This is a genomic window from Nocardia sienata NBRC 100364 (assembly GCF_001613205.1).
GTDB lineage: Bacteria > Actinomycetota > Actinomycetes > Mycobacteriales > Mycobacteriaceae > Nocardia > Nocardia sienata.
Window position 1 is genome coordinate 185,455 of sequence record NZ_BDBX01000019.1, and the last position, 23,108, is coordinate 208,562.

The following is a 23,108-nucleotide window of genomic DNA, read 5'->3' on the forward strand; positions in this document are numbered from 1 at the left end:
GAGATCCGCCGTCAATCGGCAGTGCGAAGCGAAGCAGGACTTCATCGGCGCATCAACGGATATCGGCGCGTGGGCTTGCGGTTCGGAGGCGGGCGGACGACGGTGGGAGAGTGCGTGAGTTGCCCGAGGATCTGGAAGCCCTGCTGGCCGAATACGGGCGGCATCTGCGGCTCGGTCGCAACCGGTCGGCACATACGGTGCGTGCCTACCTCGGGGATATCCGGTCGCTGCTGGCGCATCTGGTCGACCATGCCGCCGACGCCTCGGTACGCGAGCTGGATCTCCCGGTTATGCGTGCGTGGCTGGCGGCACACGCGGAGCGCGGCGCAGCCCGCACCAGTATGGCTCGGCGGGCTTCGGCTGCGCGGGCCTTTACCGCGTGGCTGACCCGGACCGGTCGGCTGACCGTGGACCCCGGGCTCCGGCTCGCCGCGCCGAAGGCCCACCGCAGCCTGCCGGCCGTCCTCGGTCAGGAGCAGGCGGGCCGGGTGATGAACGCCGCGGAATCGGGGGCCGCGCAGCACGATCCGATGGCGCTGCGGGATCGGCTCATCGTCGAGCTGCTGTATGCCACCGGAATCCGCGTCGGCGAACTGTGCGGACTCGATATCGACGATATCGACCGAGAACGGCGGCTGGTTCGCGTCCTGGGCAAGGGCAACCGAGAGCGATCCGCACCGTTCGGCGGCCCCGCCGATCACGCGGTGGGTGAATGGTTGCGTTACGGGCGGCCCGTCCTGGCCACACCCGCTTCCGGCCGTGCGCTACTCCTGGGCCGACGCGGCCGGCGCCTCGATCAGCGGCAGGCGCGGACAGTGGTGCACGCGGTGGTGTCCGCCGTCCCGGGCACTGCCGACCTGGGACCGCACGGCCTCCGCCATACGGCGGCCACACACCTTCTCGAAGGCGGCGCGGACCTGCGGGTGGTGCAGGAACTGCTGGGTCACGCCAGCCTCGCGACCACACAGCTCTACACCCATGTCTCCATCGACCGTCTGCGACGAGCCCACGATCAGGCTCACCCGCGTGCCTGAACCGTCCTCGCTGGGCCGGGACCCTTATGACCGGGCACATCCCCATGCCTGAACCGCCGGTGGATGGTTCAAGTATCGGCAGCGGGCACACCCCGCGCTCGAACCACGTCTGTGCGCGAGAACTGCATCGGCCGGATGCCGCCGGGTGCCGCCCACCCGCCGGTTCTTCGTATCGCTGACTCCTGCGGTAGTTACCTGACTGCGCCGCGCCCTCACCGTTGATCTCAGTGATATCGCCGCGCTGTACATGGGTGCGACGACCTGCCGGTCGGCCCCGAACGCGTGTCGCGATCCGATCGGCGTGCTCGGCGCGTGAACGTCCGCCCTCACACCGGACCGCGAACCGGCCCGGGAGTCGATCGCGATCGGCCCGTCGACGACCCGGTGGCTGGATTCGCCGCGGTACGGTGCCTACGCTGTTCAGCGGAGCCGTCCTACCGCGGTAGACCGGCATTTCAGGAGGTGAGCGTGCAGACCACGACCGGCGCGGTCGCCCGATGAGTAGCACGCGCGATGATCCGGACCACGCGGGGGAGCCGGTCGATTACAGGTTCACGCTCGCCAACGAACGGACTTTCCTGGCGTGGATCCGCACCGCGCTCGGGTTGCTGGCCGGTGGGGTCGCGGTGCACGCGGTGGTGCAGGAGCAGTGGAATGTGAATTTCCGTACCGCTCTGGCCGTCAGCTGTCTGTCGTTGTCGCTGGTCCTGGCGGTCGGCGCGTATGTGCATTGGCGGCGGATTCGCGTCGCGATGGCCGCAGGGCGGCCGTTGCCGGGGACAGTGCTGGTGCCTGTGCTGGCCGCCGGGACTGCGTTCGTGGCGATTCTCGCCTGCGTCGCCGTACTACTGCATTGAGGACGCTGTCGTGACCGATCCCACCGAAACCCGGTTGGCCGCGGAGCGGACTGCGCTGTCGTGGCGGCGCACTTGTCTGGGATGTTTGCTGGTGGCTCTCCTGCTCCTACGTCTGGTCGTCACCGAGGGCTGGGATCCCGCGGCACTCCTGCCGGGTATCGCCTGTCTCGTACTGCTGTCGGTCGCCGCCCTGGGCTACCGGCGCAGTCGCCGGCTCCGTCTCGGCGCGACCGGCTCCGCGGCGGCCACTATCGGATCGGTCGCCGTCGCCATGGTGGTCGCCGCCCTGGTCGTTGCCGGGTACGCGGTGGTGCATCCCGGCCCGCCCGGCTGAAGGAACTCGGTGAATGGTCCTGGCTTCGGTCGCCGACGCCACCTGCGGCTCGCGGCCCGACGACCGAGCCGGCCACTCACCCGTCGGCGCGGGGCATGCCGTGCTCTACCGGCTTCAGCCTGATCGGCGTCCTCCGCAGGAGCCCGAGCGGGTCGAGATATTCGCGAGACGCGTGCGCGGTGCTCTCCCGGCGCAGGCCCCAGTGCAGACAGGCCGGGGCAGGGCATCCGGCGTGGCCCGCGGCCAATCCACCGATCCGGGTGCCCCGCACGACCCGCCGGCCCACCGGGATCTCGGCCTCCACCGGCTCGTACGTGGTCCGCAACCCACCGTCGTGGAGGATCGCTACTACCGGTTTGCCGGCCACTTTCCCGGCGAACACCACGATTCCCGGACCGGCAGAATAAACCGCCTGACCGGGTGCCCCGGCCAGGTCCACACCGCGATGGCCCGGCAGCCAGTCCCGGTCGGGGGGATCGAACGGCCGTCCGATCACCGGGCGCGGCCGCAGCGGCCAGTCGAACCCGGTCTCCGGGGCCGCCGCTGCGGAACCGGAGGACAGCAGGGCGGCGAGCGCGAGAACAATCGCCACCACCCCCGGACCCGCCCTGCCGGAGCGAGCGAACCCCCGCTGTCCGCTCGGTCCGGCAGTGTTCGGTCTCATCGCACGCGGTCGGGGCATGGGCATGCTCGGGGTACCGGTCGCGGTGCGAGCCGGAGGAGTTCGCGCGCCAGATCTTCCAGCAGGGGGAGAACCCGGCACACCGCGCCCGATCCGGTGGCCGAGCTCGAATGCGAGCCGGTCCCGCAGCCACCGGCCCGGCTCGACCCGGCCGGTGGCCGGCGGGCCACCTCGTTCGACTGCCCGGTATCGGGTTCGGCGGGGAGGGTTTCATCACTGACGGGCAGGCCGGGCGGGGCATCGACGGGCGTGGCAGTCGAGGAAATTACGGGCGATTCCGGTGCGCCGGTGCCGACTGCTCCGAGAGCAGTCGAGTCCGGACCGGAAACCTCCGTGGCGGGCGAGAAGTCGCTTCCCCGCCACGACGCGGGAATTTCGCCGGTCTGCGCAGTGACCGGGCCGGTGTCCGCCAGGCCGGTACCGGTTTGTATCGGGCCGCCCGCGGAGCCGGGTCGCGCGACCGCGGGGGAATCGCCCGGATACGCGGCGGCCGTGGGGCCCGGACCCAGCGGAACCGCGATGAACACCGTGGTGAGCGCGGCGCCGATCAGGTTGTTAAATCGCCGGCGTCGGCCCGTGAGCCCGCGGCGGCTCGATTGATGCCGTGGCGTGCCGGAAATGGACAGGTGAGGACCGTCCGCGTCGGGGCGGCGGACCGGGTTCCGCCCGAGAGAACGCCGGAGGTGGCGGTCCTGTGTGTGCCGTGCCGGCGCCGCCCCCGGAAACGGTGTCGAACGAGGTCGGATCGTGGGAAAGCGGGGTGTGCGTTTCGGTGTGGCCCGCTGCGACCCTCGCGCACCGTCGAGTTGCGACGAGCCGTTCTCGGCGAGGCTGTTCGCGCGGGTTTCGGCCGGGCGGTGGGCCATCCGTCGCTCGTACCGCCTGGCCCGCCGGGCCAGATCACCCGGTCCCGGGACCGAGGGCACTCCGGCCGGCGCGCGCTCTTCGGAGCCGGCCGGGGACGGCACCCGGTGCCGACCGGCCGTGCGCCCGGGCTCATGACCTCTGCGTGCGCCGGATTCGTCCACCGATCCCGTGGACGTGCCGGGCGCTCGACCGGTGCATCGCCCGGCATCGCGGCCGCGGTAGATGTCCCGGCGCGGTCGCTCCGTGGTCCGCCGCGGCCATGACAGTAGGGGACGGGCCGGGTGGTCGGCCGCGGCCGGCGGTCTGTCGCGGTGCGCGATATGGGGCCAACTCCGCGGCGCGGGCGGGAGGTGCGAGTCCCTCGCGGTTGCCCCGGCGGCCTCGATGGCGGTGGTTTTCCAGGTCATATGCTCAGCCTGCTCGGGCTGTGAGCTGCGCGGAACCCGCAGTTCCGGGACCTGTGGACAACTCCCCTCTGTGAACAACCTATGTTTCATACCGGCGTCCGGCGCGCGCGGTCCGCGGCCGATGCGACCGGGCGATTTCCAGTTCGCGCAGCCCACGCCGTAAACTGTTCGAGCGGTCTGTGTTCGCACCGACCGACTTCGCGCACCACCGTGCTTGTTCATCGCGCTGCCCCACCGAGTTCCCGCCGGAACCGGGGAGGGTCGGCGCATTCCGGAACAGGGGACGTCTCGGCTGGTCCCGATCACCGATCGGGTCCGAGCGTTCTGTGGTGCCAGGGCAGCAGGCCGCCGGCCCGCTGCGGCAACCGGCAACGAAAGAGGGATACGAGAGCCATGGCTGTCGTAACAATGAAGCAGCTGCTCGACAGCGGCGCGCACTTCGGGCACCAGACCCGTCGCTGGAACCCGAAGATGAAGCGGTTCATCTTCACCGACCGCAACGGCATCTACATCATCGATCTGCAGCAGACGCTGACCTACATCGACAAGGCCTACGAATTCGTCAAGGAGACGGTCGCCCACGGCGGCACCGTCCTGTTCGTCGGCACCAAGAAGCAGGCGCAGGAGTCCATCGCGGCCGAGGCCACCCGGGTCGGGATGCCGTATGTGAACCAGCGCTGGCTCGGCGGCATGCTCACCAACTTCTCCACCGTGCACAAGCGTCTGCAGCGCCTCAAGGAACTCGAGGCGATGGAGCAGACCGGTGGTTTCGAGGGTCGCACCAAGAAGGAAATCCTCATGCTCACGCGTGAGATGAACAAGCTGGACCGCACCCTCGGCGGTATCCGGGATATGCAGAAGGTGCCGTCGGCCATCTGGGTCGTCGACACCAACAAGGAGCACATCGCCGTCGGCGAGGCGCGCAAGCTGAACATCCCGGTCATCGCGATCCTGGACACCAACTGCGATCCCGACCTGGTCGACTACCCGATCCCGGGCAACGACGACGCGATCCGTTCGGCCGCGCTGCTCACCAAGGTCGTCGCGTCCGCGGTGGCCGAGGGCGTGCAGGCCCGGGCCGGCCGTTCCGGCGGCGACGACAAGCCCGAGGCGAGCGCTGCCGAGCCGCTGCCGGAGTGGGAGCAGGAGCTGCTGGCGCAGGCCACCCCGAGCACCGAGGCCCCGGCGGAAGCCCCGGCCGAGGCGCCCGCGGAGACTCCGGCCGACGCCTGAGTCGTCACCTCGCGTTCGGCGGCCGCTCACCGGCCGATGCCATGGTGAGCGCCGCCGGACCGCACTTCCCACAGTGGTGGTCACGGCTCGCCGAGTCGTGACCACCACTGCCCGGTACCAGACTTTCTCGAAGGAGGCTCGCCCCCGATGGCGAACTACACCGCCGCTGACGTGAAGCGGCTGCGGGAGCTCACCGGCTCCGGAATGATGGATTGTAAGAACGCGCTGGTCGAGACCGAGGGCGATTTCGACAAGGCCGTCGAGCTGCTGCGCATCAAGGGCGCCAAGGATGTCGGCAAGCGTGCCGAGCGCACCACCGCGGAAGGCCTGGTCATCGCCAAGGACGGCGTGATGGTCGAGATCAATTCCGAGACCGACTTCGTCGCCAAGAACGCGGAATTCCAGGCGCTGGCCGATAAGATCGCCGCCGCCGCCGCGGCCGCGAAGCCCGCCGACGTGGACGCGCTCAAGGCCGTGGCCCTCGACGGCCAGACCGTCGACGAGGCCCTGCAGGCACTGGCCGCCAAGATCGGCGAGAAGCTGGAGCTGCGTCGCGTCGTCTCCCTGGACGGCCCGGTCGCCACCTACCTGCACAAGCGTGCGTCGGATCTGCCGCCGGCCGTCGGTGTGCTGGTCGAGTACACCGGTTCCGGCGAAGCCGCCGCCGAAGCCGCGCGTGGGGCCGCCATGCAGGTCGCCGCGCTCAAGGCGAAGTACGTCACACGTGACGAGGTTCCCGCCGATATCGTCGAGAACGAGCGTCGTATCGCCGAGCAGACCGCCCGCGAAGAGGGTAAGCCGGAGGCCGCGCTCCCGAAGATCACCGAGGGCCGCGTCAACGGCTTCTTCAAGGACGTCGTCCTGCTGGAGCAGCCGTCGGTCACCGACAACAAGAAGACCGTCAAGGCGCTGCTGGACGAGGCCGGCGTCACGGTCACCAAGTTCGCCCGCTTCGAGGTCGGCCAGGCCTGAGCCGATCCTCGACTTCGGAGGAAACCCCCGCCGCGGTGGACGCGGCGGGGGTTTCGTTCTGAGATCGGCCGCCCAGGGGCCCGAGTACCAGGGGGCGTGGGTGGGTAGGGCAGGATAGAAGCCGCTTTCCGTTGGTGCCGTGCCCGCTGTGCCACTCGTGCCCGGGTCGGCCCGGCCGGGGCAGCGGGCGGCCCCGGACTCGGCGGCCACCACGTTCGCCGACACCATGAGCACGACCGACCGTGAACACACCGATTGCCGAAGGAGACGCCAGCCGATGACGTACCCGGGGACCGACCGCCCAGGATATCGACGGGTACTGCTGAAACTCGGTGGTGAAATGTTCGGCGGCGGCGCGGTGGGGCTGGATCCCGACGTGGTGGAAACCGTGGCGGAGCAGATCGCCGAGGTTGTGGGCTCCGGCGTTCAGGTCGCGGTCGTGATCGGCGGCGGGAACTTCTTCCGCGGCGCCGAACTCGAGGAACGCGGGATGGAGCGGGCCCGGTCCGATTACATGGGCATGCTGGGCACCGTGATGAACAGCCTGGCGCTGCAGGACTTCCTCCAGCAGCAGGGAGTGGACACCCGGGTGCAGACCGCCATCACCATGGGCCAGGTCGCCGAGCCCTACCTGCCGCTGCGCGCCAAACGGCATCTGGAGAAGGGGCGCGTCGTGATCTTCGGCGCCGGTATGGGGATGCCGTACTTCTCCACCGACACCACCGCCGCACAGCGTGCGCTGGAAATCGGTGCGGAAGTGGTACTCATGGCCAAGGCGGTCGACGGTGTGTTCAGCGCCGATCCGCGGCTGGATCCCGACGCCACCATGTACCACGAGATCACCCACAAGGAAGTGATCGAACGCGATCTGAAGGTCGCCGACGCGACGGCGTTCAGTTTGTGCATGGACAACCAGATGCCGATGCTGGTGTTCAATTTGTTGACCAAGGGCAATATCGCCCGAGCGGTGGCCGGTGAGAAGATCGGCACATTGGTTCGATCCTGATACCGCGGGCCCGCGGGTCATGACGATGACGACGCAGTGGAGGAACGGTCGTGATTGAAGAAGCGCTCTTCGACGCCGAGGAGAAGATGGAGAAGGCCGTCTCGGTGGCGAAGGACGATCTCGGCAGAATCCGTACCGGGCGCGCGAATCCGGGCATGTTCGCCCGGGTCGTAGTCGACTATTACGGAGCGCCGACCCCGATCACCCAGATGTCGAGTATCACCGTGCCGGAGCCGCGAATGGTGGTGGTCAAACCCTACGAGCAGGCGCAGCTGGGTCCGATCGAAACCGCGATCCGCAACTCCGACCTGGGCGTGAACCCGACGAACAACGGTGACATCCTGCGGATCAGCATTCCGCAGCTCACCGAGGAGCGCCGCCGGGAGCTGGTCAAACAGGCCAAGCAGAAGGGCGAGGACGCCAAGGTCTCCATCCGCAATGTGCGTCGCAAGGCCATGGAGGAGCTGGGCCGGATCCAGAAGGACGGCGAAGCCGGCGAGGACGAGGTCGGGCGCGCGGAGAAGGAACTGGACAAGACCACTGCCAGATACGTCGGCCAGATCGACGAACTGGTGAAGCACAAGGAATCCGAACTGCTCGAGGTCTGAGCGGCGGCCGGGCGGTGAGCCCGTCGTCTCCGCGGTGGTACCTTGCGCAGGCGCGCCCGCCCGGCGCGCAGCACGTCCGAGAGCGGCACGAGCGGTAGGTGCCGCGCGGAATGCGGTGTTCGTGGTGAACGGGCACCGGACCGGTGGTCACCCGGCCCCCCTGGCCGGTGAACTGCCGCACAATGGGAAACAGCGGAGCGAGCGTCGCCCGCGACGGGTGGGAACGAACGGAACGACGACGAGTTGAGCGACGGGACAATCGTGGCCGAGAAAGCCGCCGCGACCGGTGCGGCCCGACCGCAGCCGCCGGCCGAGGGCATATCCGAACCGACACCGGCACCGACCGGAGCCTCCGGGGGCGCCGAACCCCGGGGGTCGCGCGCCGGCCGGAACTTACCCGCGGCCCTGGCGGTCGGCACGACCCTCGGGGTGTTGTGTATCGCCGTCCTGCTGTTCGTGCCCAAGGTGTTCATCGGCGTCGCCGGGGTCGCGGTCGGTATCGCCACCTGGGAGGTCGCCAAGCGGCTGCGGGAAGCCGATGTGCTGGTACCGCGTACTCCGTTGATCATCGGCGGCCAGGCGGTGTTCTGGCTGGGCTGGCCGTTCGGTCCGGGCGGGGTGACCGGTGCCTTCGCGGCGACGGCGCTGGTCTGCATGGTGTGGCGGCTGTTCGATCACGGTCTGCGCACCGCCCCGCGCAACTTCCTGCGCGATACCGCCATCACGGTGTTCACCCTGGCGTGGATCCCGCTGCTGGCCTCGTTCGCGGTACTGCTCCTGCTCGAGGAGCCGGACGGCAATCTACGGGTGCTGACTTTCATGATCCTGGTGGTGTGCTCCGATGTCGGCGGTTATGTCGCCGGGGTGCTGTTCGGCCGCCATCCCATGGTGCCCTCGATCAGCCCGAAGAAGTCGTGGGAGGGTTTCTGCGGTTCGCTGGTCTTCGCGATCATCGGCGGCCTGCTCACGGTCACTCTGCTGCTCGAAGCCAATTCCATGATCGGCGTCGTACTCGGTATCGGCCTGGTCGTCGTGGCGACGTTGGGGGATCTGGTCGAATCGCAGATCAAGCGCGAGCTGGGCATCAAGGATATGGGCACCATGCTGCCCGGGCACGGCGGCATCATGGACCGGCTCGATTCGATGCTGCCCTCGGCGTTCGTGTCCTGGCTGGTGCTCAGCACCCTGCTCTGAGGTCAGTCGCGGTGTACCGCGCGCCGTAGCTGGACGATGCGTACCCCGCCCACCAGCGCCATCACCAGGGCTCCGGCGATCACCGACAGCAGGATCGTCACGCCCAGCGGTAGCGAGAAGTTCCAGAAGAGCATTTCCACCTCGGTGCTCTCCGAATTCTGCAGGATGAAGATCAGCAGGACGATGCCGAGCAGCGCCGCCACGATCAGCGCGACCCAGGCATTGCCCACCCGGGACTTCTCCACCTCCTTACGTCGATGGGTGTCGACCGTCGGTTTGCCGCCGGTAGCATCGGGTGCGGGTTTCCGTCCGGTGGGCGCGCCCGGAGGCGGCGGCGCGGGTGGCTCGTTCGGTAGCGCGCGGGTCTCGGGTGTCGGTTCTTCAGGAGTCGCCATATGTCGATGATTGCCGACAGCTATCGACTGCGCACGGATTTCCGGCCCGCCGGTCGATATCGGCCCGGTTCCCGTCGCGGGGCGGCTCGGCACGGGTCACATTCACCGAGATGACACACTGGTAGGACTATGACCGCCTCTTTGCCCCTGGTTTTCGACGCACCGCGCCGCGGTATGCCACCGCGACATCTGGCCGACCTCGACGCCGACGGCCGCCGTGCCGCGATGGCCGAGCTGGGCCTGCCGAAATTCCGCGCCGACCAGCTCGCGCGCCAGTACTACGGGCGGTTGCAGGCCGATCCGGCGGAGATGACCGATCTACCGGCCGCGGTCCGGGAGAAGGTGGCGGAGGCGTTGTTCCCACCGCTTCTCACTCCGATTCGGCAGATCGCCTGTGATGCCGGGGAGACCCGGAAGACGCTGTGGCGAGCCGGGGACGGGACCCTGCTGGAAAGCGTGCTCATGCGCTATCCCGACCGGGCCACGCTGTGCATCTCCAGTCAGGCCGGCTGCGGTATGGCCTGCCCCTTCTGCGCGACAGGGCAGGGCGGCCTGAACCGGAACCTTTCGACCGCCGAAATCGTCGACCAGGTCCGCGCCGCGGCGGCCGATCTGCGGGATGGCGCTGTCTCCGGTGGTCCCGGGCGCCTGTCGAATATCGTGTTCATGGGAATGGGCGAGCCGCTGGCGAACTACAAGCGGGTGGTGAACGCGGTACGCCGCATCACCTCGCCCGCCCCCGACGGTCTCGGTATCTCTCAGCGCAATGTGGTGGTGTCGACGGTCGGGCTGGCTCCCGCGATCCGCAAACTCGCCGACGAGGATCTCTCGGTGACGCTCGCGGTATCCCTGCACACCCCCGACGACGAACTGCGCGACACCCTTGTTCCGGTGAACAACCGCTGGCCGGTGTCGGAGGTGCTCGACGCCGCCCGCTATTACGCGGACAAATCCGGCCGGCGGGTATCCATCGAGTACGCGCTGATCCGGGATATCAACGACCAGCCGTGGCGCGCGGACATGCTGGGCCAGAAGCTGCACAAGGCGCTGGGCTCCCGGGTGCACGTCAATGTCATTCCGCTGAATCCCACCCCCGGTAGCAAATGGGACGCCAGCCCCAAGCCGGTGGAGCGGGAGTTCGTGCGCCGGGTCGAGGCCCAGGGGGTGCCGTGCACGGTCCGCGATACCCGTGGTCAGGAAATCGCCGCGGCCTGTGGCCAGCTGGCTGCGGAGGGCTGAGTTCCGCGCACGGGAGCGCTTCGCCGTAGGGCGGTCCGGCGGCGGCGCCTCTCGGTGGCCCGATATCTCCCGACCTGAAATGATGCCTGCACGAGTGCCCCCTGGGGTGCGCTGGAGAAGCCATATGTGCCGGAAGCGGACCGGGTGCAGCCGAACGCGATGTGAGGAACCGATACATGGGTGAGCGGGTCGTCGCGATCGTCGGGGCCGGGATCGTGGGACTGGCGATCGGGCGGGAACTCGCCCGTCGGCGCCCGGACGACCGAATCGTGGTGCTGGAGAAGGAAGACCGCGTCGCGGCACACCAGACCGGCCACAACTCCGGGGTGGTACACGCCGGGATCTACTATCAGCCCGGAAGTTTGAAGGCGGTGCTGTGCGCGCGGGGGCGGTCCCTGCTGCGCGAGTACTGCGCCGAACGGAGCCTTCCCTACGACGAATGCGGCAAACTCGTCGTAGCGGTGGACGACGACGAAATGCCCCGGCTCGAGGCCCTGCATGCTCGCGCCGGCGATAACGCCGTCCCCGGGTTGAGACGGGTGGACCGAGCGGAGATCGGCGAGATAGAGCCGTTCGCCGAGGGGATCGCGGCACTGTATTCGCCGCGGACCGCCATCACCGATTTCCGCCGGATCGCGGAATCCTTCGCCGCGGATCTGGTGGAACGCGGTGGTGAGGTGCGGTTGTCGTGCGCGGTGACCGGGATCGCCCCGGCGGCGGCAACGGGAATCGACATCACGACGGGTGACGAGGTGCTGCGCGCGGACCGGGTGGTCGTCTGTGCGGGGTTGCACGCCGATACGGTGGCCGGACTGGCGGGCGCCGACCCCGGCCCGCGGATCGTGCCGTTCCGGGGTGAATATATGAATGTGGTTGCCGCGAAGGCGGATATGGTGCGCGGACTGGTGTATCCGGTACCGGATCCGCGGTATCCGTTTCTGGGGGTGCATTTCACCCGGCGGGTCTCCGGGACCGTGGAGGTCGGCCCCAACGCGGTGCTCGCTTTCGCCCGGGAAGGCTATCGGCGCCGGGACTTCTCGGTGCGCGACCTCACGGAAACCGTGCGGTGGCCAGGGTTCCGCCGGATGGCGCGGCAGCACTGGCGCACCGGGGTCGAGGAGATGTACGGGTCGTTGTCGGTCTCGGCGTACATGCGCAGGGCGCGGCGCTACATTCCGGCCATAGGTGCCGCGGATGTGGTGCGGGGTGGCACCGGGGTCCGTGCCCAGGCCCTCGATGCCGATGGCAGTCTCGTCGACGATTTCCGGATCGATCGACTCGGCCCGGTCACAGCTGTTCGCAATGCCCCGTCACCCGCGGCGACCTCCTCGCTCGCGATCGCCGAATACGTTGTGGATGTCATCGAGGGCAAGGACACCACAGCGCCTTAGGAAGTGGCCCGCAGATATGTGCGGGTCTTCACCACCTCCGAACGGTCGAAATGATTCCGCGGCGCGATCAGGGAAAGAGCTGGATGGGATTGATGATGTCGGCAGCGAGGGTGAGCAGCATGTAGGCGCCGCCGACGACGACCGCGACATAGGTGAGCGGGAGCAATTTCAGGTAGTCCACCGGGGCGCCGGGGGCCAGTCCCTTCCAACCGCGGATGGTGTTGCGGATCTTCTCGTAGAGCACCACCGCGATATGGCCACCGTCCAGCGGTAGCAGCGGCAGGATATTGAACGCGCCCAGGAAGAAGTTCAGGCTGGCCAGGATGAGGATGAAGGCGTTCCAGTAACCGCGTTCGGCGGTTTCGCCACCGATCTTGCTGGCGCCGTACACACTGACCGGGGTCTCCCGGTCGCGCTCGCCTCCGGTGACGGCGTCCCACAACGACGCGACCTTGGCCGGCATCTGCGCCAGCGACTGGAAGGTGCGGATGAACATCTCGCCGGTGAAAGCGGCCGAGGCGGGAATCGCGCCGAGGACGCTGTACTGGACCGGTTCCAGGAACTCCTGGCCGACACCGACGACACTCACCTCGCGGCCGGGGCCGCCGTCCCGGGGGTAGCGCATGGCCTGCTCCGGGACGACCTCGAGGGTCAGCGTCTGCCCGTCGCGGTCGACGGTGTAGGTGAACGGTCCGTTCTGCTGCTGGGTGCGGGTTTGGAACTCCTCCCAGGTGTCCACGCTCTCGCCGTTGATCGCGGTGACCACATCGCCGCGCTGGAGGCCGGCGCGCTGGGCGGGGCCGGGGCCGGCACAGGTGCCGAGGGTGCGGTCGGGGTTCTGCGGCGCGACGCAGCTCATATCGCCGATCGTGGTCTCCGGCGGCTGGTTGAGGTTCGGCAGACCCCAGCCGACCGCCAGCACGACGATCAGCAGGAAGCCGAGCAGGAAATTCATCCCGATACCGCCGGACATCACCACGAGGCGTTTCCAGGTGGCCTGCCGGTACATGGCCCGGTCGACCTCTTCGGGTTCCAGTTCGTCGAGCGCGGTCATTCCGGCGATATCGCAGAATCCGCCGAGCGGCAGCCATTTGACGCCGTATTCGGTTTCCCCGCGCCGGAAGGAGAATATTTTCGGGCCGAAGCCGATGAAATACCGGCGCACCTTCATACCGGTGGCCTGAGCGGTCCACATATGTCCGCATTCGTGCAGCGCGATCGAAATCGTGATGCCGAGGGCGAACAGCACGAACCCCAACACGAACAGCATGTGGTCTACAGCCCTCCTGCGGTGCGCAGATCATTACTCCCGGCCCGCACGGAGACCGGAGCGGCCGCGAGCACGTGTCCACAGTAACCGCCCGCATGCGGTGCCTCGACCCTGCGCGACATCGATTACCGCTGTACGAGGGTACGGGCCCGGTCGCGTGCCCACTCGTCGGCCGCGAGTACCTCGGCGAGTTCGGTGGGTTCGGCGCGCCACCTGTCGGCGTCGCGTACCGCCTGCTCCACGGTGCGTACGATCTCCGGGAAGCGGATCCGGCCGTCCAGGAAGGCCTGCACCGCGACTTCGTTGGCGGCGTTGTACACGGCGGTGACACAGCCGCCGGCGGTACCGGCTTCCCGGGCCAGTTCCACGGCTGGGAACACCTCGTTGTCCACGGGCTCGAAGGTCCAGGTGGCGGCCGTGCCGAAATCACACGGCGTGGCGGCCCCGGGCACGCGGTCCGGCCAGCCCAGCGCCAGAGCGATCGGCAACTTCATATCGGGCGGGCTGGCCTGGGCGAGGGTGGAGCCGTCGGTGAAGGTGACCATGGAGTGCACGATCGATTGCGGATGCACGGTGACCTCGATGCGGTCATAGGGGATACCGAACAGCAGATGCGTTTCGATCAGTTCCAGGCCCTTGTTGACCAGGGAGGCCGAGTTCAAGGTGTTCATCGGGCCCATGGACCAGGTCGGATGGGTTTTCGCCTCGGCGGGGTTCACCCCGTCCAGCATCTCGGTGGTCCAGCCGCGGAACGGTCCACCGGACGCGGTCAGCACCAGCGTGGCGACCTCGTCGGCCCGCCCGCCGCGCAGGCACTGGGCCAGCGCCGAATGCTCCGAATCGACCGGCACCAGCTGCCCCGGCCGCGCGGCCCGGGTGACCAGCGAGCCGCCCGCCACCAATGATTCCTTGTTCGCCAGCGCCAGTGTCGCTCCGGTTTCCAGGGCGGCCAGCGTCGGCTCCAGGCCCAGTGATCCCACCAGCGCGTTGAGTACCACGTCGGCCTCGGTGCGCCGGACCAGTTCGGTCACCGCGCCCGGGCCGGTCAACGGGACCCCCAGTGCCGCCCCCGCGACCGGGTCGGCCACCGCCACGGCGGTCGTGCCGGTGGCGGCCATCTGCGCGGCGAGCAGTTCGGTGTTCGCGCCACCCGCGGCCAGGCCGACGACTTCGAATCTGTCCGGATTCGCGGCGATCACCTCAAGCGCCTGGGTGCCGATGGAACCGGTGCTGCCGAGCAGGAGGACTCTGCGGAGATCTGACACCTGCCCATTGTCACCGACTGTGACCCTGCTGGCTACGACGGGCGGTCGTATGCCACGATATCGGGCAGTATCCGTTCTCTCGAGGAGGAGCGATCGTGGCCGCCACGGAAGTCGAACCCACCAGCGACAAAGCTGTCGTCACCAAGGTGGACCCCGCAGAGGTTCCGTCGGCGGCCTGGGGCTGGAGCGGGGAATCCCGCCGGACGTTCCAGGTGGCCGCGATCGTGGTGATCGTCATCCTGCTGGGCATGCTGAAGGGCAATCACCACGGCAAGGTCGAGGATCTCTACCTCATCGGATTCGCCGCCGCCCTGGCGGCCCTGGTGATCCGCGACATCCTGCTGCGCCGCAAGCCCCGGTAACCGGCGTTTTCGCCAAGGCTGCTCTCCGGCGCGAGGTGCCGCGGGCTACGGCGAGGTGACGTGCCGGTGACATGCCGGTGCCGCCTCGCCACTGTTGTCGATGTCTCGGCGGCCCCCGGTCGCCGCGCGACTACACTCGGCACCGACCGGCCGGACCAGTACGAAAGTAGGCAGCCGAAAGTGACCAGCACAATCGGATTGGGGATGCCGACCGCACCGGCCGCGGTGCTCGCACCGCGGCGCAGGACCCGCCAGCTCATGGTGGGCGGTGTCGGTGTGGGCAGCGACCACCCGATCTCGGTGCAGTCGATGACGACGACCAAAACCCACGATGTGAACGCGACATTGCAGCAGATCGCGGAGCTCACCGCGTCCGGCTGCGATATCGTGCGGGTGGCGTGCCCGCGGCAGGAGGATGCCGACGCCCTGCCCATCATCGCGAAGAAATCGCAGATCCCGGTGATCGCCGATATCCACTTCCAGCCGCGCTACATCTTCGCCGCCATCGATGCGGGCTGCGCGGCGGTGCGGGTGAACCCCGGCAACATCAAAGAGTTCGACGGGCGGGTCGCGGAGGTCGCCAAGGCGGCCGGTGCCGCCGGTATCCCGATCCGGATCGGGGTGAACGCCGGTTCCCTCGACAAGCGGATGCTGGCCAAATACGGCAAGGCCACCCCGGAAGCGCTGGTGGAGTCGGCGCTGTGGGAGGCGAGCCTGTTCGAAGAGCACGGGTTCGGCGATATCAAGATCTCGGTCAAGCACAACGATCCCGTGGTGATGGTCGAGGCGTACCGGCAGCTGGCGGCGCAGTGCGACTACCCGCTGCACCTCGGGGTCACCGAGGCGGGCCCGGCTTTCCAGGGCACGGTGAAGTCCGCGGTCGCGTTCGGCGCGCTGCTGAGCGAGGGGATCGGGGACACCATCCGGGTCTCGCTGTCCGCGCCGCCGGCCGAGGAAGTGAAGGTCGGCGGGCAGATCCTGCAGTCGCTGAATCTGCGGCCCCGCAAACTCGAGATCGTGTCCTGCCCTTCCTGCGGTCGTGCCCAGGTCGATGTGTACACCCTGGCCGACGAGGTCACCGCCGGTCTGGACGGCCTGGAGGTACCGCTGCGGGTCGCGGTCATGGGCTGTGTCGTGAACGGTCCGGGCGAGGCCCGGGAGGCCGATCTCGGTGTCGCCTCCGGGAACGGCAAGGGCCAGATCTTCGTCAAGGGTGAAGTCGTGAAAACGGTGCCCGAGGCGCAGATCGTGGAAACCCTCATCGAAGAGGCCATGCGGATCGCCGAGGAGATGGGTGAGGACGCCGAGACCGGTCAGCCGGTCGTCAGCGTGGGCTGAGTACCCCGCGCCACCGGCTCGCCGCCCCGGCGAGCCGGCGGGCGATGTCCGCGCCACGCGGACGCATTCCCGATATTCGTACCGTCCCGGTGCGGTTCATGGCAGGCTGTTGTAGGTGCGGAGTCTGGTGGAGCCGACCCGGCGCGCGAAATACGTTCCCGCGCGCCAGCTCGCCAAGCGGGACCTTGCCCAGGTACTCCGGGTCCTCGACGATGATCCGGTGGCCACCTGCATGGTCGCCGCCCGGTTACAGGAATACGGTCTGGACAACCGGTGCGGCCAGGGCGAGCTGTGGAGTCACGGCGGCCCGTCGGAGTCACTGTGCTTCTCCGGGGTGAATCTCATCCCGCTGCGCGGCGGCCGCGAGGCGCTGCGCGCCTTCGCCGACCGGGCGATCCGGTGGCCCCGGATGTGCTCGTCGGTGGTCGGCCGGCGGGAACTCGCCCTGCCGCTGTGGGAGATGCTCGCCGACCACTGGGGTCCCGAACGTGAGGTCCGCGGCGCGCAGCCGCTGCTGGCGCTCACCGATACCGCCTTGGCGGCCGCCGACCCACAGGTGCGCCAGGTACGTCCCGAAGAGCTCGACCGGTATCTCGCGGCGGCGATCGCGATGTTCATCGAAGAGGTCGGGATCGATCCACGGGCCGGCGACGGGGGCCGCGGCTATCGCCGTCGCGTGGCCGGGCTGATCGAGGCCGGCCGGGCCTGGGCGCGATTCGCCGACGGCGAGGTTGTGTTCAAGGCGGAGGTGGGTGCGCAGTCCCGGCGCACCGGGCAGATCCAGGGCGTCTGGGTGCATCCGGAACACCGGGGGCGGGGCCTGGGTACGGCGGGTACGGCGGCCGTGGCCAACTCGGTCGTCGCTTCGGGCCGCACCGCCAGCCTGTACGTCAACGACTACAACGAGGTGGCCCGGCGAGCCTATCGGGCGGTCGGGTTCCGGCAGATCGCCACCTTCGCCACGGTCCTGCTCGACTGATCCCGTTCGGATCCGGTGTGCCGCAGGTGATCACCGGCTCCGGTCGCCTACCATCGGCTCCGATGACGATCCGATCGGTACTCGTGATCGCGGTCGCGGCGCTCGCGTTCGCCGTGACCGGTTGTGCGGCGGGCTCCGCCGGGCCGATCACCGCCGCGGACGGTTTTCTCGGTGCGTTCACCGCGCGTGATATCGAGGCGGCCGCCGATCGGACTACCCGTCCCGAAAAAGCTTTCGCCGCATTGACTTCGGCGTGGGAGGAATTGGGCGCCGAAGAACTGCACGCCGACACCGGCGCCGCCCGCATCACCGGTGATACCGCCACGGTCGACTACACCTACGAATGGCGGCTGCCCGGCGGCCGTACCTGGACCTATTCGGGGCAGTTACCGATGGTGCGCACCGGCGGCGCCTGGACGGTGCGCTGGAGCGGCGTGGCCGTGCATCCACGCCTCGGCGATACCCAGACCATGGCGTTGTCGATACGGTCCGCGCCGCGGGCCCGGGTCAACGAACAGTCCGGTAGCGATGTCCTCGTTCCGGGCACCGTCTCGCGGGTGACCTTCGATGTCGCCGACAGCGCCGACCCGCAGCGGGTGGCGACGGCGCTGTCCCGGGCACTGACCGATATCGACGAGCGGCTCACCCCGGAACGGATTCTGGATTCCGCGCGCGCCGCCGACGGGGTGTACACGGTGATCGTGCTCAACGAGGTCGAGTTCGGCCGGGCCGGCCCCCAGCTGATCGGGCTCCCGGGCGTGCGCGTGACCCAGGAGTGGGATATGGCGCCCACCGACCGGAATTTCGCCCCCGATTTGATGGCCCAGGTCCGGCAGGCGGTGATCGACGACGTCGACGGCCGGTCGGGCTGGCGAGTGGTGGCCCGCAATGCCGGCGGCGCCGAGACCGGAGTGCTGCACGAGGTGGCGCCGCAACCCGCGCCGTCCTTCGCGCTGAGTGTGGACCGCCGCATCCAGAACGCGGCGCAGCGCGCGGTCGACGGGCGCCGGGAACAGACCATGATGGTGGTGATCGATCCCTCGACCGGCGGCATTCTCGCGGTCGCGCAGAACGCGGCCGCCGACCGGGACGGTCCGGTGGCCACCATCGGCCAGTACCCGCCGGGGTCGGTGTTCAAGACGGTGACCGCGGCCGCCGCGATGGGTGAAGGTATCGCGACACCCGATACCGTGGTCTCCTGTCCCAGCGCGGTGACGATCGGCGAGCGGATGATCCCCAATTACAACGGGTTCTCCGTCGGTGACGTGCCCATGACGACCGCTTACGCGCGTTCCTGCAATACCTCCTTCGCCCGATTGGCCAGTGAGTTGCCGGATTCCGCTCTCACCGACAGCGCGGCGGCCTTCGGTATCGGCCCGGACTACACGGTGGCGGGCCTGGCGACTTTCTCCGGATCGGTGCCCGCGACCGACGACCGCACCCAGCGCACCGAGGACGGGATCGGTCAGGGGCGGGTGGTGGTGAGCCCCTTCGGTATGGCCCTCATGGCCGCTGCCGTCGCCTCCGGGGCGGCGCCGACTCCGTACTTGATCACGGGACGGGAGACCGTGGTCGACGGTCCGCGACCGGCCCTCGCCCCGGAGGTGGTGCGCGGGTTGCGGGCGATGATGCGGCAGGTGGTCGTGGCGGGCACCGCGGAACGGATCGCCGATCAGGGGGAGGTCTTCGGTAAGACCGGCGAAGCGGAAGTGGAGGGAGGTTCGCATTCCTGGTTCGTCGGCTACCGGGGCGATATCGCCTTCGCGACGCTGCTGGTCAGAGGCGGAAGCTCGGATAACGCGGTCGCGGTGACCCGGGATATGCTGGCGGCGCTGCCCCCGGGCTACTGATACCGATCGTGACGATCGGTATCATCGCCGGCACCACGACCGCCTGGCCCGAGACCGTCACCCTCCGGCGGACCCGGTTTCCGATGCGGTCGCATAACGGTGACCGATATCGGTGATGTGGGTATCGGTGGTCGTCGAATCGCTGACCCGGGCGGGCGCGACGACCGATACGGTCCGGTCGGTGACCGGTGCGGACGAAGCGGTATCGGTTCCCAGGATCTCGACGACCCCGGCACCCCCCAGGATCAACCCCGCGGTGATGAAAGCAACGGCGGAACGCTTCATTTCCGGCTCCCTCCGATTCAGAGGTTCGACAGACAGCGAGCTCGGATTGCTGCTGGCGACCGGGCTCTGCGGAAGAGTTATCTGGTGATTTGCTGCTCTGGCCAACCTATGGGGGAACACCCGGCGAGACAAGACGGAGAGCTGGATTGAATCGATGGCGAGCAAATCGTGACCCGGATCACGATTTCCGTGACTCACCCGTTATGTTCCATTCAGATTTTGTGTAGACGGGCCGCGAGGTGATCCTGTAATGGCAGGCCGACGGCACCCATCCGCAGGGTGTAGTCGATGACGCCTCCGCGCATGTGGACAGTTCGGCCGAGGGCTGTCACCGACTTGGCCGTGCTGCTCAGACCGATCGCGGTCGACTCGAGTTCCAGGCGGAGTTCGTCGTCGCCGCGGGTGAGTTCTCCCTCGCAGATCTCGGTGATCCCGGTGGGATGGGCGAGAATGAGCTCCACCCGGTCGGGGGCGGGGTAGCGCAGATATCCGGTCTCCACATGGAGCGGACGGTTGTCCTCGGCGTGCCGGGTGCGCTGCCGGTAGGTCAGGAACGGCCGGCCGAGATGCCCGAAGGTGATCTCCTCCACATAACCGAAGGGTTCGATCGTCGGATAGTCGCCCTGGCCGCGACCACGCCAGGTGCCGAGCAAACCGGCCAGCGGAGCGATAGCGGGATGCGGGGCGGGTGTCTGCGGTTCGGCCACGGCCCACAAGCGTAGCCCCCGGTGGACGCCCGCAGTACCCGACGTGCCCACGCGCCGGATCTGCCGCTATTTGCTGCGACGGCGCCCGAACGGCCAGAAGGAGCGGGTGCGCCGCCGGGGCAGCGCCGCGTAGACCATGGTCATCTCGGCGAAGACTCCGGCCTCGCGTTCCCGATCGGGGCCGAAATCGTCGCGGCCCAGGATCTGCGTGATCGATCCGGGGGCGATCGTGGCGAGAGCGTCGAGCAGTGAGGCGTTGAGCGCCCCCAGCGAGATGCGGGTGGTATCGGGGTCCTCGGCACCCGGGCCGCCGTGCCCCAGCAACATATGGCCGATCGCGTGCAGCACGATGTGGTCGGCGTTGCGGCCGGAGGCCGATGCGTCGTAGACGATGATGTCGTCGTTCTTACGGGCGATCCAGAGGCCGTTGCCGTTGCATCCGAGATCGGCCAGCGCCGACCGGTGGGCCGGCTGTAACGAGATCGGCCGCTTCCGGTGCGCGGCCACCTCGGCGAGGTAGGCGTTGAGGTCCCACGGGCTGGGCAGGGGCACCGACCCAGCCGCATCGCCGAACCTGGCGTCCATGCTTGTCATCGGCGAATACGTTACCGATCGCGCGTCGACTCGTCACTTCCGCGAATCGCCGCGCACCACTGGGAAACCGGCGACCTGGGCGGAAGACTCGGCAGGTGGTCAGATATCGACCCCCGGACCCACCGGACGGACATTGTGCTGTTTGTTCCACAGCGCGGTGAACGCCCAGAGCACGACGCCGACCACCAGCAGGACCCCGGCGATGGCGTACTGCTGCGGATTGCGGTCGGTGAACGGTGTGGCCAGATAGGCGCAGCACACCGCGCCGAGGACCGGCAGCGGTGTCGGGGTGCGGAAGTGAACATGAGCCACTCGGTCGCGCCGGAGTACGAGAACCGCGACGTTGACGATGGTGAACACCACGAGCAGCAACAGCGCGGTGGTGCCCCCCAGCTCCGGCACCTGGTCGACGAAGGCGAGCAGGCCGAAGGCCAGCAGGGTGGTGAAAAGGATCGCGACGTACGGGGTACGCCGGCTCCGGTCGACTCGGCCCAGCACCCGGGGGATCACCTTGTGCTTGGCCATGCCATAGAGCAGCCGACTGGCCATCAGCATATTGATGAGGGCCGAATTGGCCACCGCGAACATGGTGATGAAAGCGAATATCTGAGTGGGGAACCCGGGGGCGCCGATCTTCACAACCTGCAGCAGCGGGGTGTCGCCCTCGGAGAGTTCGTCCGGGGGGACCAGCGCCACCGCCGTGATCGACACCACCACATAGATCGCCCCGGTGATCAGCAACCCGGTGATCAGGATCCGGGGAAAGATCCGGTTCGGCTCCTTGGTCTCCTCGGCCATGTTCACCGAATCCTCGAAACCGACCATGGCGTAGAAGGCCAGTGTCGTCGCCGCGATGACACCGCCGAACGCGGTGCGATCACCGGTATCGAATTCGACGATGCGGCCGAAGTCGCCGTTACCGAACCCCAGCGCCCACAGTCCGATGCACACCACGATCAGCAGGCCGGACAGCTCCACACAGGTGAGCAGGACATTGGCCTTGACGCTCTCGCCCACGCCGCGCAGGTTGATCGCGGCGACCGCCGCCATGAAGGCCAGTGCGATCACGGTGAGCAGGGGCCCCTTGCCGTCGAACTCGAAGGCTTCGGCGAAATTCGCCGCGAAGGCCTTGGCCGCGGTGGCGGCGGAGGTGATACCGGAACTCATCACCGCGAACGTCACCATGAAGGTGAGGAAATGGATGCCGAACGCTTTGTGGGTGTAGAGCGCGGCGCCGGCGGCCTGGGGATATTTGGTGACCAGTTCCAGATAGCTCAGACCGGTGATCAGCGCGACCCCGAAGGCGACCAGGAACGGGATCCACACCGCCCCGCCGACCTCCCCTGCCACCCGGCCGGTGAGCGCGTAGATACCGGTACCGAGAATATCGCCGACGATGAACAGCAACAGCAGCCACGGGCCCATGACCCGTTTCAACTCGGGTTGCTGCGTCGGATCGCTCCGGTCGGTGACGTCTGCCAAGAGAACCCCTCATCTCCGCAGTGGCCGCGCGAGCCCTGAATCGGACAGTTCCGATCTGGATACCCACTCGGTGTGGCCCGGACTCCTCGTTCACGGGCTGTTCACAAGTCAGGCCAGGGCTTCGACCGTCGCGGCCGCTTCGGCGATCATCACCGCGGAATCGCGGGGGCTCAGAGCCATCGCCCGCAACTGGTCGAACATGACACCGAATCGCCGGATCTCGGTATGCCCTTCGACGAGGGCGTCTCCGGAGATTCCCTCGACGTAGACCAGTTCGGGATCGGTGGGGTCGGGGAAGTCGAGAATTGTGAAGGACCCGGCCATGCCCGGGTGCGCGCCCGCGTCGAAGGGCAGGATCTGCAGGATCACGTTCTTGCGTTTGGTCGCCTCGCCCAGCCGGCGCAGCTGACCGCTCATGACCTCGGGGCCACCGACGATCCGGCGGATCGCGGCCTCGTCGAGCACCACCCACAGTTCCAACGGCTCGTCCTTGGCCAGCACCGCTGCCCGGTCCATCCGGGCGCGGGCGCGCCGTTCCAGATCCGATGCCTCCAGTTTCGGCATGCACGTATCGATCACGGCCATGGCGTACTGCTCGGTCTGCAACAGACCGGGAATGAACGAGGTCTGGTAGTGCCGGGCCGACAACGCCACCGATTCGAAATTGATGTACGCGGCGTACACCTCCGACAGACTGGCCTCATACGGCCGCGACATCCCGGGTTTCTGCGCGTCCGACAGCAGCTCCAGCGCCTCC

General features: G+C 68.3%; 23 protein-coding genes. 14 read left to right on the forward strand and 9 right to left on the reverse strand.

Annotated features, from left to right (window positions below):
- Positions 1–110 precede the first annotated feature (110 nt).
- The 3 genes from NS4_RS12470 to NS4_RS12480 all read left to right on the forward strand — a co-directional run bounded on the left by NS4_RS12470 (position 111) and on the right by NS4_RS12480 (position 2,225).
- Positions 111–1,034 carry a tyrosine recombinase XerC gene (locus NS4_RS12470; protein ID WP_063059656.1) on the forward strand — a complete coding sequence of 308 codons (924 nt, stop codon included), beginning with the start codon at positions 111–113 and terminating at the stop codon, positions 1,032–1,034.
- 497 nt (positions 1,035–1,531) lie between these two features.
- Positions 1,532–1,891, forward strand: a complete 360-nt coding sequence (locus NS4_RS12475; protein ID WP_063059657.1) for a YidH family protein — start codon at positions 1,532–1,534, stop codon at positions 1,889–1,891.
- 10 nt (positions 1,892–1,901) lie between these two features.
- A complete protein-coding gene (locus NS4_RS12480) occupies positions 1,902–2,225 on the forward strand; it encodes a DUF202 domain-containing protein (RefSeq protein ID WP_063059658.1) in 324 nt (107 codons plus the stop codon).
- Positions 2,226–2,301: 76 nt separating this feature from the next.
- Here the strand turns inward: NS4_RS12480 and NS4_RS12485 are convergent, their stop codons facing one another.
- Entirely contained in the window at positions 2,302–2,817 is a 516-nt protein-coding gene (locus NS4_RS12485; RefSeq protein WP_245665317.1) for a M23 family metallopeptidase, read from the reverse strand.
- 1,757 nt (positions 2,818–4,574) lie between these two features.
- Between NS4_RS12485 and rpsB the strand changes: the two genes are divergently transcribed.
- The 5 genes from rpsB (at position 4,575) to NS4_RS12515 (ending at position 9,194) form a co-directional block, all read left to right on the forward strand.
- Positions 4,575–5,414 (forward strand): 30S ribosomal protein S2, encoded by an 840-nt coding sequence (gene rpsB / locus NS4_RS12495; protein WP_063059661.1) that lies wholly within the window; start codon positions 4,575–4,577, stop codon positions 5,412–5,414.
- A gap of 147 nt (positions 5,415–5,561) precedes the next feature.
- The gene (gene tsf, locus NS4_RS12500) at positions 5,562–6,386 is read left to right on the forward strand and encodes a translation elongation factor Ts (RefSeq protein ID WP_039825845.1); all 825 of its coding nucleotides are present in this window, start codon (positions 5,562–5,564) and stop codon (positions 6,384–6,386) included.
- A 277-nt stretch (positions 6,387–6,663) separates the two neighbouring features.
- Entirely contained in the window at positions 6,664–7,392 is a 729-nt protein-coding gene (pyrH, locus tag NS4_RS12505; protein ID WP_063059662.1) for a UMP kinase, read from the forward strand.
- 50 nt (positions 7,393–7,442) lie between these two features.
- Positions 7,443–8,000, forward strand: coding sequence for a ribosome recycling factor (frr, locus tag NS4_RS12510; RefSeq protein ID WP_063059663.1), 558 nt, complete (start codon positions 7,443–7,445; stop codon positions 7,998–8,000).
- Between the two features lie 243 nt (positions 8,001–8,243).
- A complete protein-coding gene (locus tag NS4_RS12515; RefSeq protein WP_218020338.1) occupies positions 8,244–9,194 on the forward strand; it encodes a phosphatidate cytidylyltransferase in 951 nt (316 codons plus the stop codon).
- 2 nt (positions 9,195–9,196) lie between these two features.
- Here NS4_RS12515 and NS4_RS12520 read toward each other — a convergent pair whose 3' ends face one another.
- On the reverse strand, positions 9,197–9,589 hold the full coding sequence (locus NS4_RS12520; RefSeq protein ID WP_063059664.1) for a LapA family protein: 393 nt from the start codon (positions 9,587–9,589) through the stop codon (positions 9,197–9,199).
- A 129-nt stretch (positions 9,590–9,718) separates the two neighbouring features.
- Between NS4_RS12520 and rlmN the strand changes: the two genes are divergently transcribed.
- Together rlmN and lhgD are read left to right on the forward strand one after the other, a co-directional pair.
- Positions 9,719–10,828 (forward strand): dual-specificity RNA methyltransferase RlmN, encoded by a 1,110-nt coding sequence (gene rlmN, locus NS4_RS12525; protein WP_063059665.1) that lies wholly within the window; start codon positions 9,719–9,721, stop codon positions 10,826–10,828.
- Positions 10,829–11,004: 176 nt separating this feature from the next.
- Complete coding sequence (gene lhgD, locus NS4_RS12530; RefSeq protein WP_063059666.1) at positions 11,005–12,219, forward strand: L-2-hydroxyglutarate dehydrogenase; 1,215 nt, start codon at positions 11,005–11,007, stop codon at positions 12,217–12,219.
- A 67-nt stretch (positions 12,220–12,286) separates the two neighbouring features.
- Here lhgD and NS4_RS12535 read toward each other — a convergent pair whose 3' ends face one another.
- Entirely contained in the window at positions 12,287–13,489 is a 1,203-nt protein-coding gene (locus tag NS4_RS12535) for a M50 family metallopeptidase (RefSeq protein ID WP_063059667.1), read from the reverse strand.
- Between the two features lie 125 nt (positions 13,490–13,614).
- Positions 13,615–14,754: a 1-deoxy-D-xylulose-5-phosphate reductoisomerase gene (dxr, locus tag NS4_RS12540; protein ID WP_063059668.1), complete on the reverse strand. Its 1,140-nt coding sequence runs from the start codon at positions 14,752–14,754 to the stop codon at positions 13,615–13,617.
- Positions 14,755–14,849: 95 nt separating this feature from the next.
- On the opposite strand from dxr, the gene NS4_RS12545 reads away from it, so the two are divergent.
- From NS4_RS12545 to NS4_RS12560, 4 genes are all read left to right on the forward strand, one after another.
- Complete coding sequence (locus tag NS4_RS12545) at positions 14,850–15,116, forward strand: DUF2631 domain-containing protein (RefSeq protein WP_063059669.1); 267 nt, start codon at positions 14,850–14,852, stop codon at positions 15,114–15,116.
- A 180-nt stretch (positions 15,117–15,296) separates the two neighbouring features.
- Entirely contained in the window at positions 15,297–16,454 is a 1,158-nt protein-coding gene (gene ispG / locus NS4_RS12550) for a flavodoxin-dependent (E)-4-hydroxy-3-methylbut-2-enyl-diphosphate synthase (RefSeq protein WP_084487154.1), read from the forward strand.
- Positions 16,455–16,569: 115 nt separating this feature from the next.
- On the forward strand, positions 16,570–17,433 hold the full coding sequence (locus tag NS4_RS12555; RefSeq protein ID WP_084487155.1) for a GNAT family N-acetyltransferase: 864 nt from the start codon (positions 16,570–16,572) through the stop codon (positions 17,431–17,433).
- A gap of 62 nt (positions 17,434–17,495) precedes the next feature.
- The gene (locus NS4_RS12560; protein ID WP_063059715.1) at positions 17,496–19,283 is read left to right on the forward strand and encodes a penicillin-binding transpeptidase domain-containing protein; all 1,788 of its coding nucleotides are present in this window, start codon (positions 17,496–17,498) and stop codon (positions 19,281–19,283) included.
- 57 nt (positions 19,284–19,340) lie between these two features.
- Here NS4_RS12560 and NS4_RS12565 read toward each other — a convergent pair whose 3' ends face one another.
- The 5 genes from NS4_RS12565 to NS4_RS12585 form a co-directional block, all read right to left on the reverse strand.
- Complete coding sequence (locus NS4_RS12565) at positions 19,341–19,568, reverse strand: hypothetical protein (protein ID WP_063059671.1); 228 nt, start codon at positions 19,566–19,568, stop codon at positions 19,341–19,343.
- Positions 19,569–19,780: 212 nt separating this feature from the next.
- Complete coding sequence (locus NS4_RS12570) at positions 19,781–20,275, reverse strand: peroxynitrite isomerase (protein WP_063059672.1); 495 nt, start codon at positions 20,273–20,275, stop codon at positions 19,781–19,783.
- Positions 20,276–20,341: 66 nt separating this feature from the next.
- Positions 20,342–20,869, reverse strand: a complete 528-nt coding sequence (locus NS4_RS12575) for a hypothetical protein (protein ID WP_245665319.1) — start codon at positions 20,867–20,869, stop codon at positions 20,342–20,344.
- A gap of 99 nt (positions 20,870–20,968) precedes the next feature.
- Positions 20,969–22,294, reverse strand: a complete 1,326-nt coding sequence (locus NS4_RS12580; RefSeq protein WP_084487156.1) for an APC family permease — start codon at positions 22,292–22,294, stop codon at positions 20,969–20,971.
- Between the two features lie 165 nt (positions 22,295–22,459).
- On the reverse strand, positions 22,460–23,108 hold a 649-nt coding region (locus tag NS4_RS12585), incomplete at its 5' end, for a DUF5753 domain-containing protein (RefSeq protein ID WP_063059675.1).

What these genes read in the sequence shown, in the direction of transcription:
- NS4_RS12475 (WP_063059657.1), top strand. Translation starts at nt 1,532, where the DNA reads ATGAGTAGCACGCGCGATGATCCGGACCACGCGGGGGAGCCGGTCGAT.
- rpsB (WP_063059661.1), top strand. Translation starts at nt 4,575, where the DNA reads ATGGCTGTCGTAACAATGAAGCAGCTGCTCGACAGCGGCGCGCACTTC.
- tsf (WP_039825845.1), top strand. Translation starts at nt 5,562, where the DNA reads ATGGCGAACTACACCGCCGCTGACGTGAAGCGGCTGCGGGAGCTCACC.
- pyrH (WP_063059662.1), top strand. Translation starts at nt 6,664, where the DNA reads ATGACGTACCCGGGGACCGACCGCCCAGGATATCGACGGGTACTGCTG.
- NS4_RS12520 (WP_063059664.1), bottom strand. Translation starts at nt 9,589, where the DNA reads ATGGCGACTCCTGAAGAACCGACACCCGAGACCCGCGCGCTACCGAAC.
- rlmN (WP_063059665.1), top strand. Translation starts at nt 9,719, where the DNA reads ATGACCGCCTCTTTGCCCCTGGTTTTCGACGCACCGCGCCGCGGTATG.
- lhgD (WP_063059666.1), top strand. Translation starts at nt 11,005, where the DNA reads ATGGGTGAGCGGGTCGTCGCGATCGTCGGGGCCGGGATCGTGGGACTG.
- NS4_RS12535 (WP_063059667.1), bottom strand. Translation starts at nt 13,489, where the DNA reads ATGCTGTTCGTGTTGGGGTTCGTGCTGTTCGCCCTCGGCATCACGATT.
- NS4_RS12560 (WP_063059715.1), top strand. Translation starts at nt 17,496, where the DNA reads ATGACGATCCGATCGGTACTCGTGATCGCGGTCGCGGCGCTCGCGTTC.
- NS4_RS12565 (WP_063059671.1), bottom strand. Translation starts at nt 19,568, where the DNA reads ATGAAGCGTTCCGCCGTTGCTTTCATCACCGCGGGGTTGATCCTGGGG.
- NS4_RS12575 (WP_245665319.1), bottom strand. Translation starts at nt 20,869, where the DNA reads ATGACAAGCATGGACGCCAGGTTCGGCGATGCGGCTGGGTCGGTGCCC.
- NS4_RS12580 (WP_084487156.1), bottom strand. Translation starts at nt 22,294, where the DNA reads ATGGGCCCGTGGCTGCTGTTGCTGTTCATCGTCGGCGATATTCTCGGT.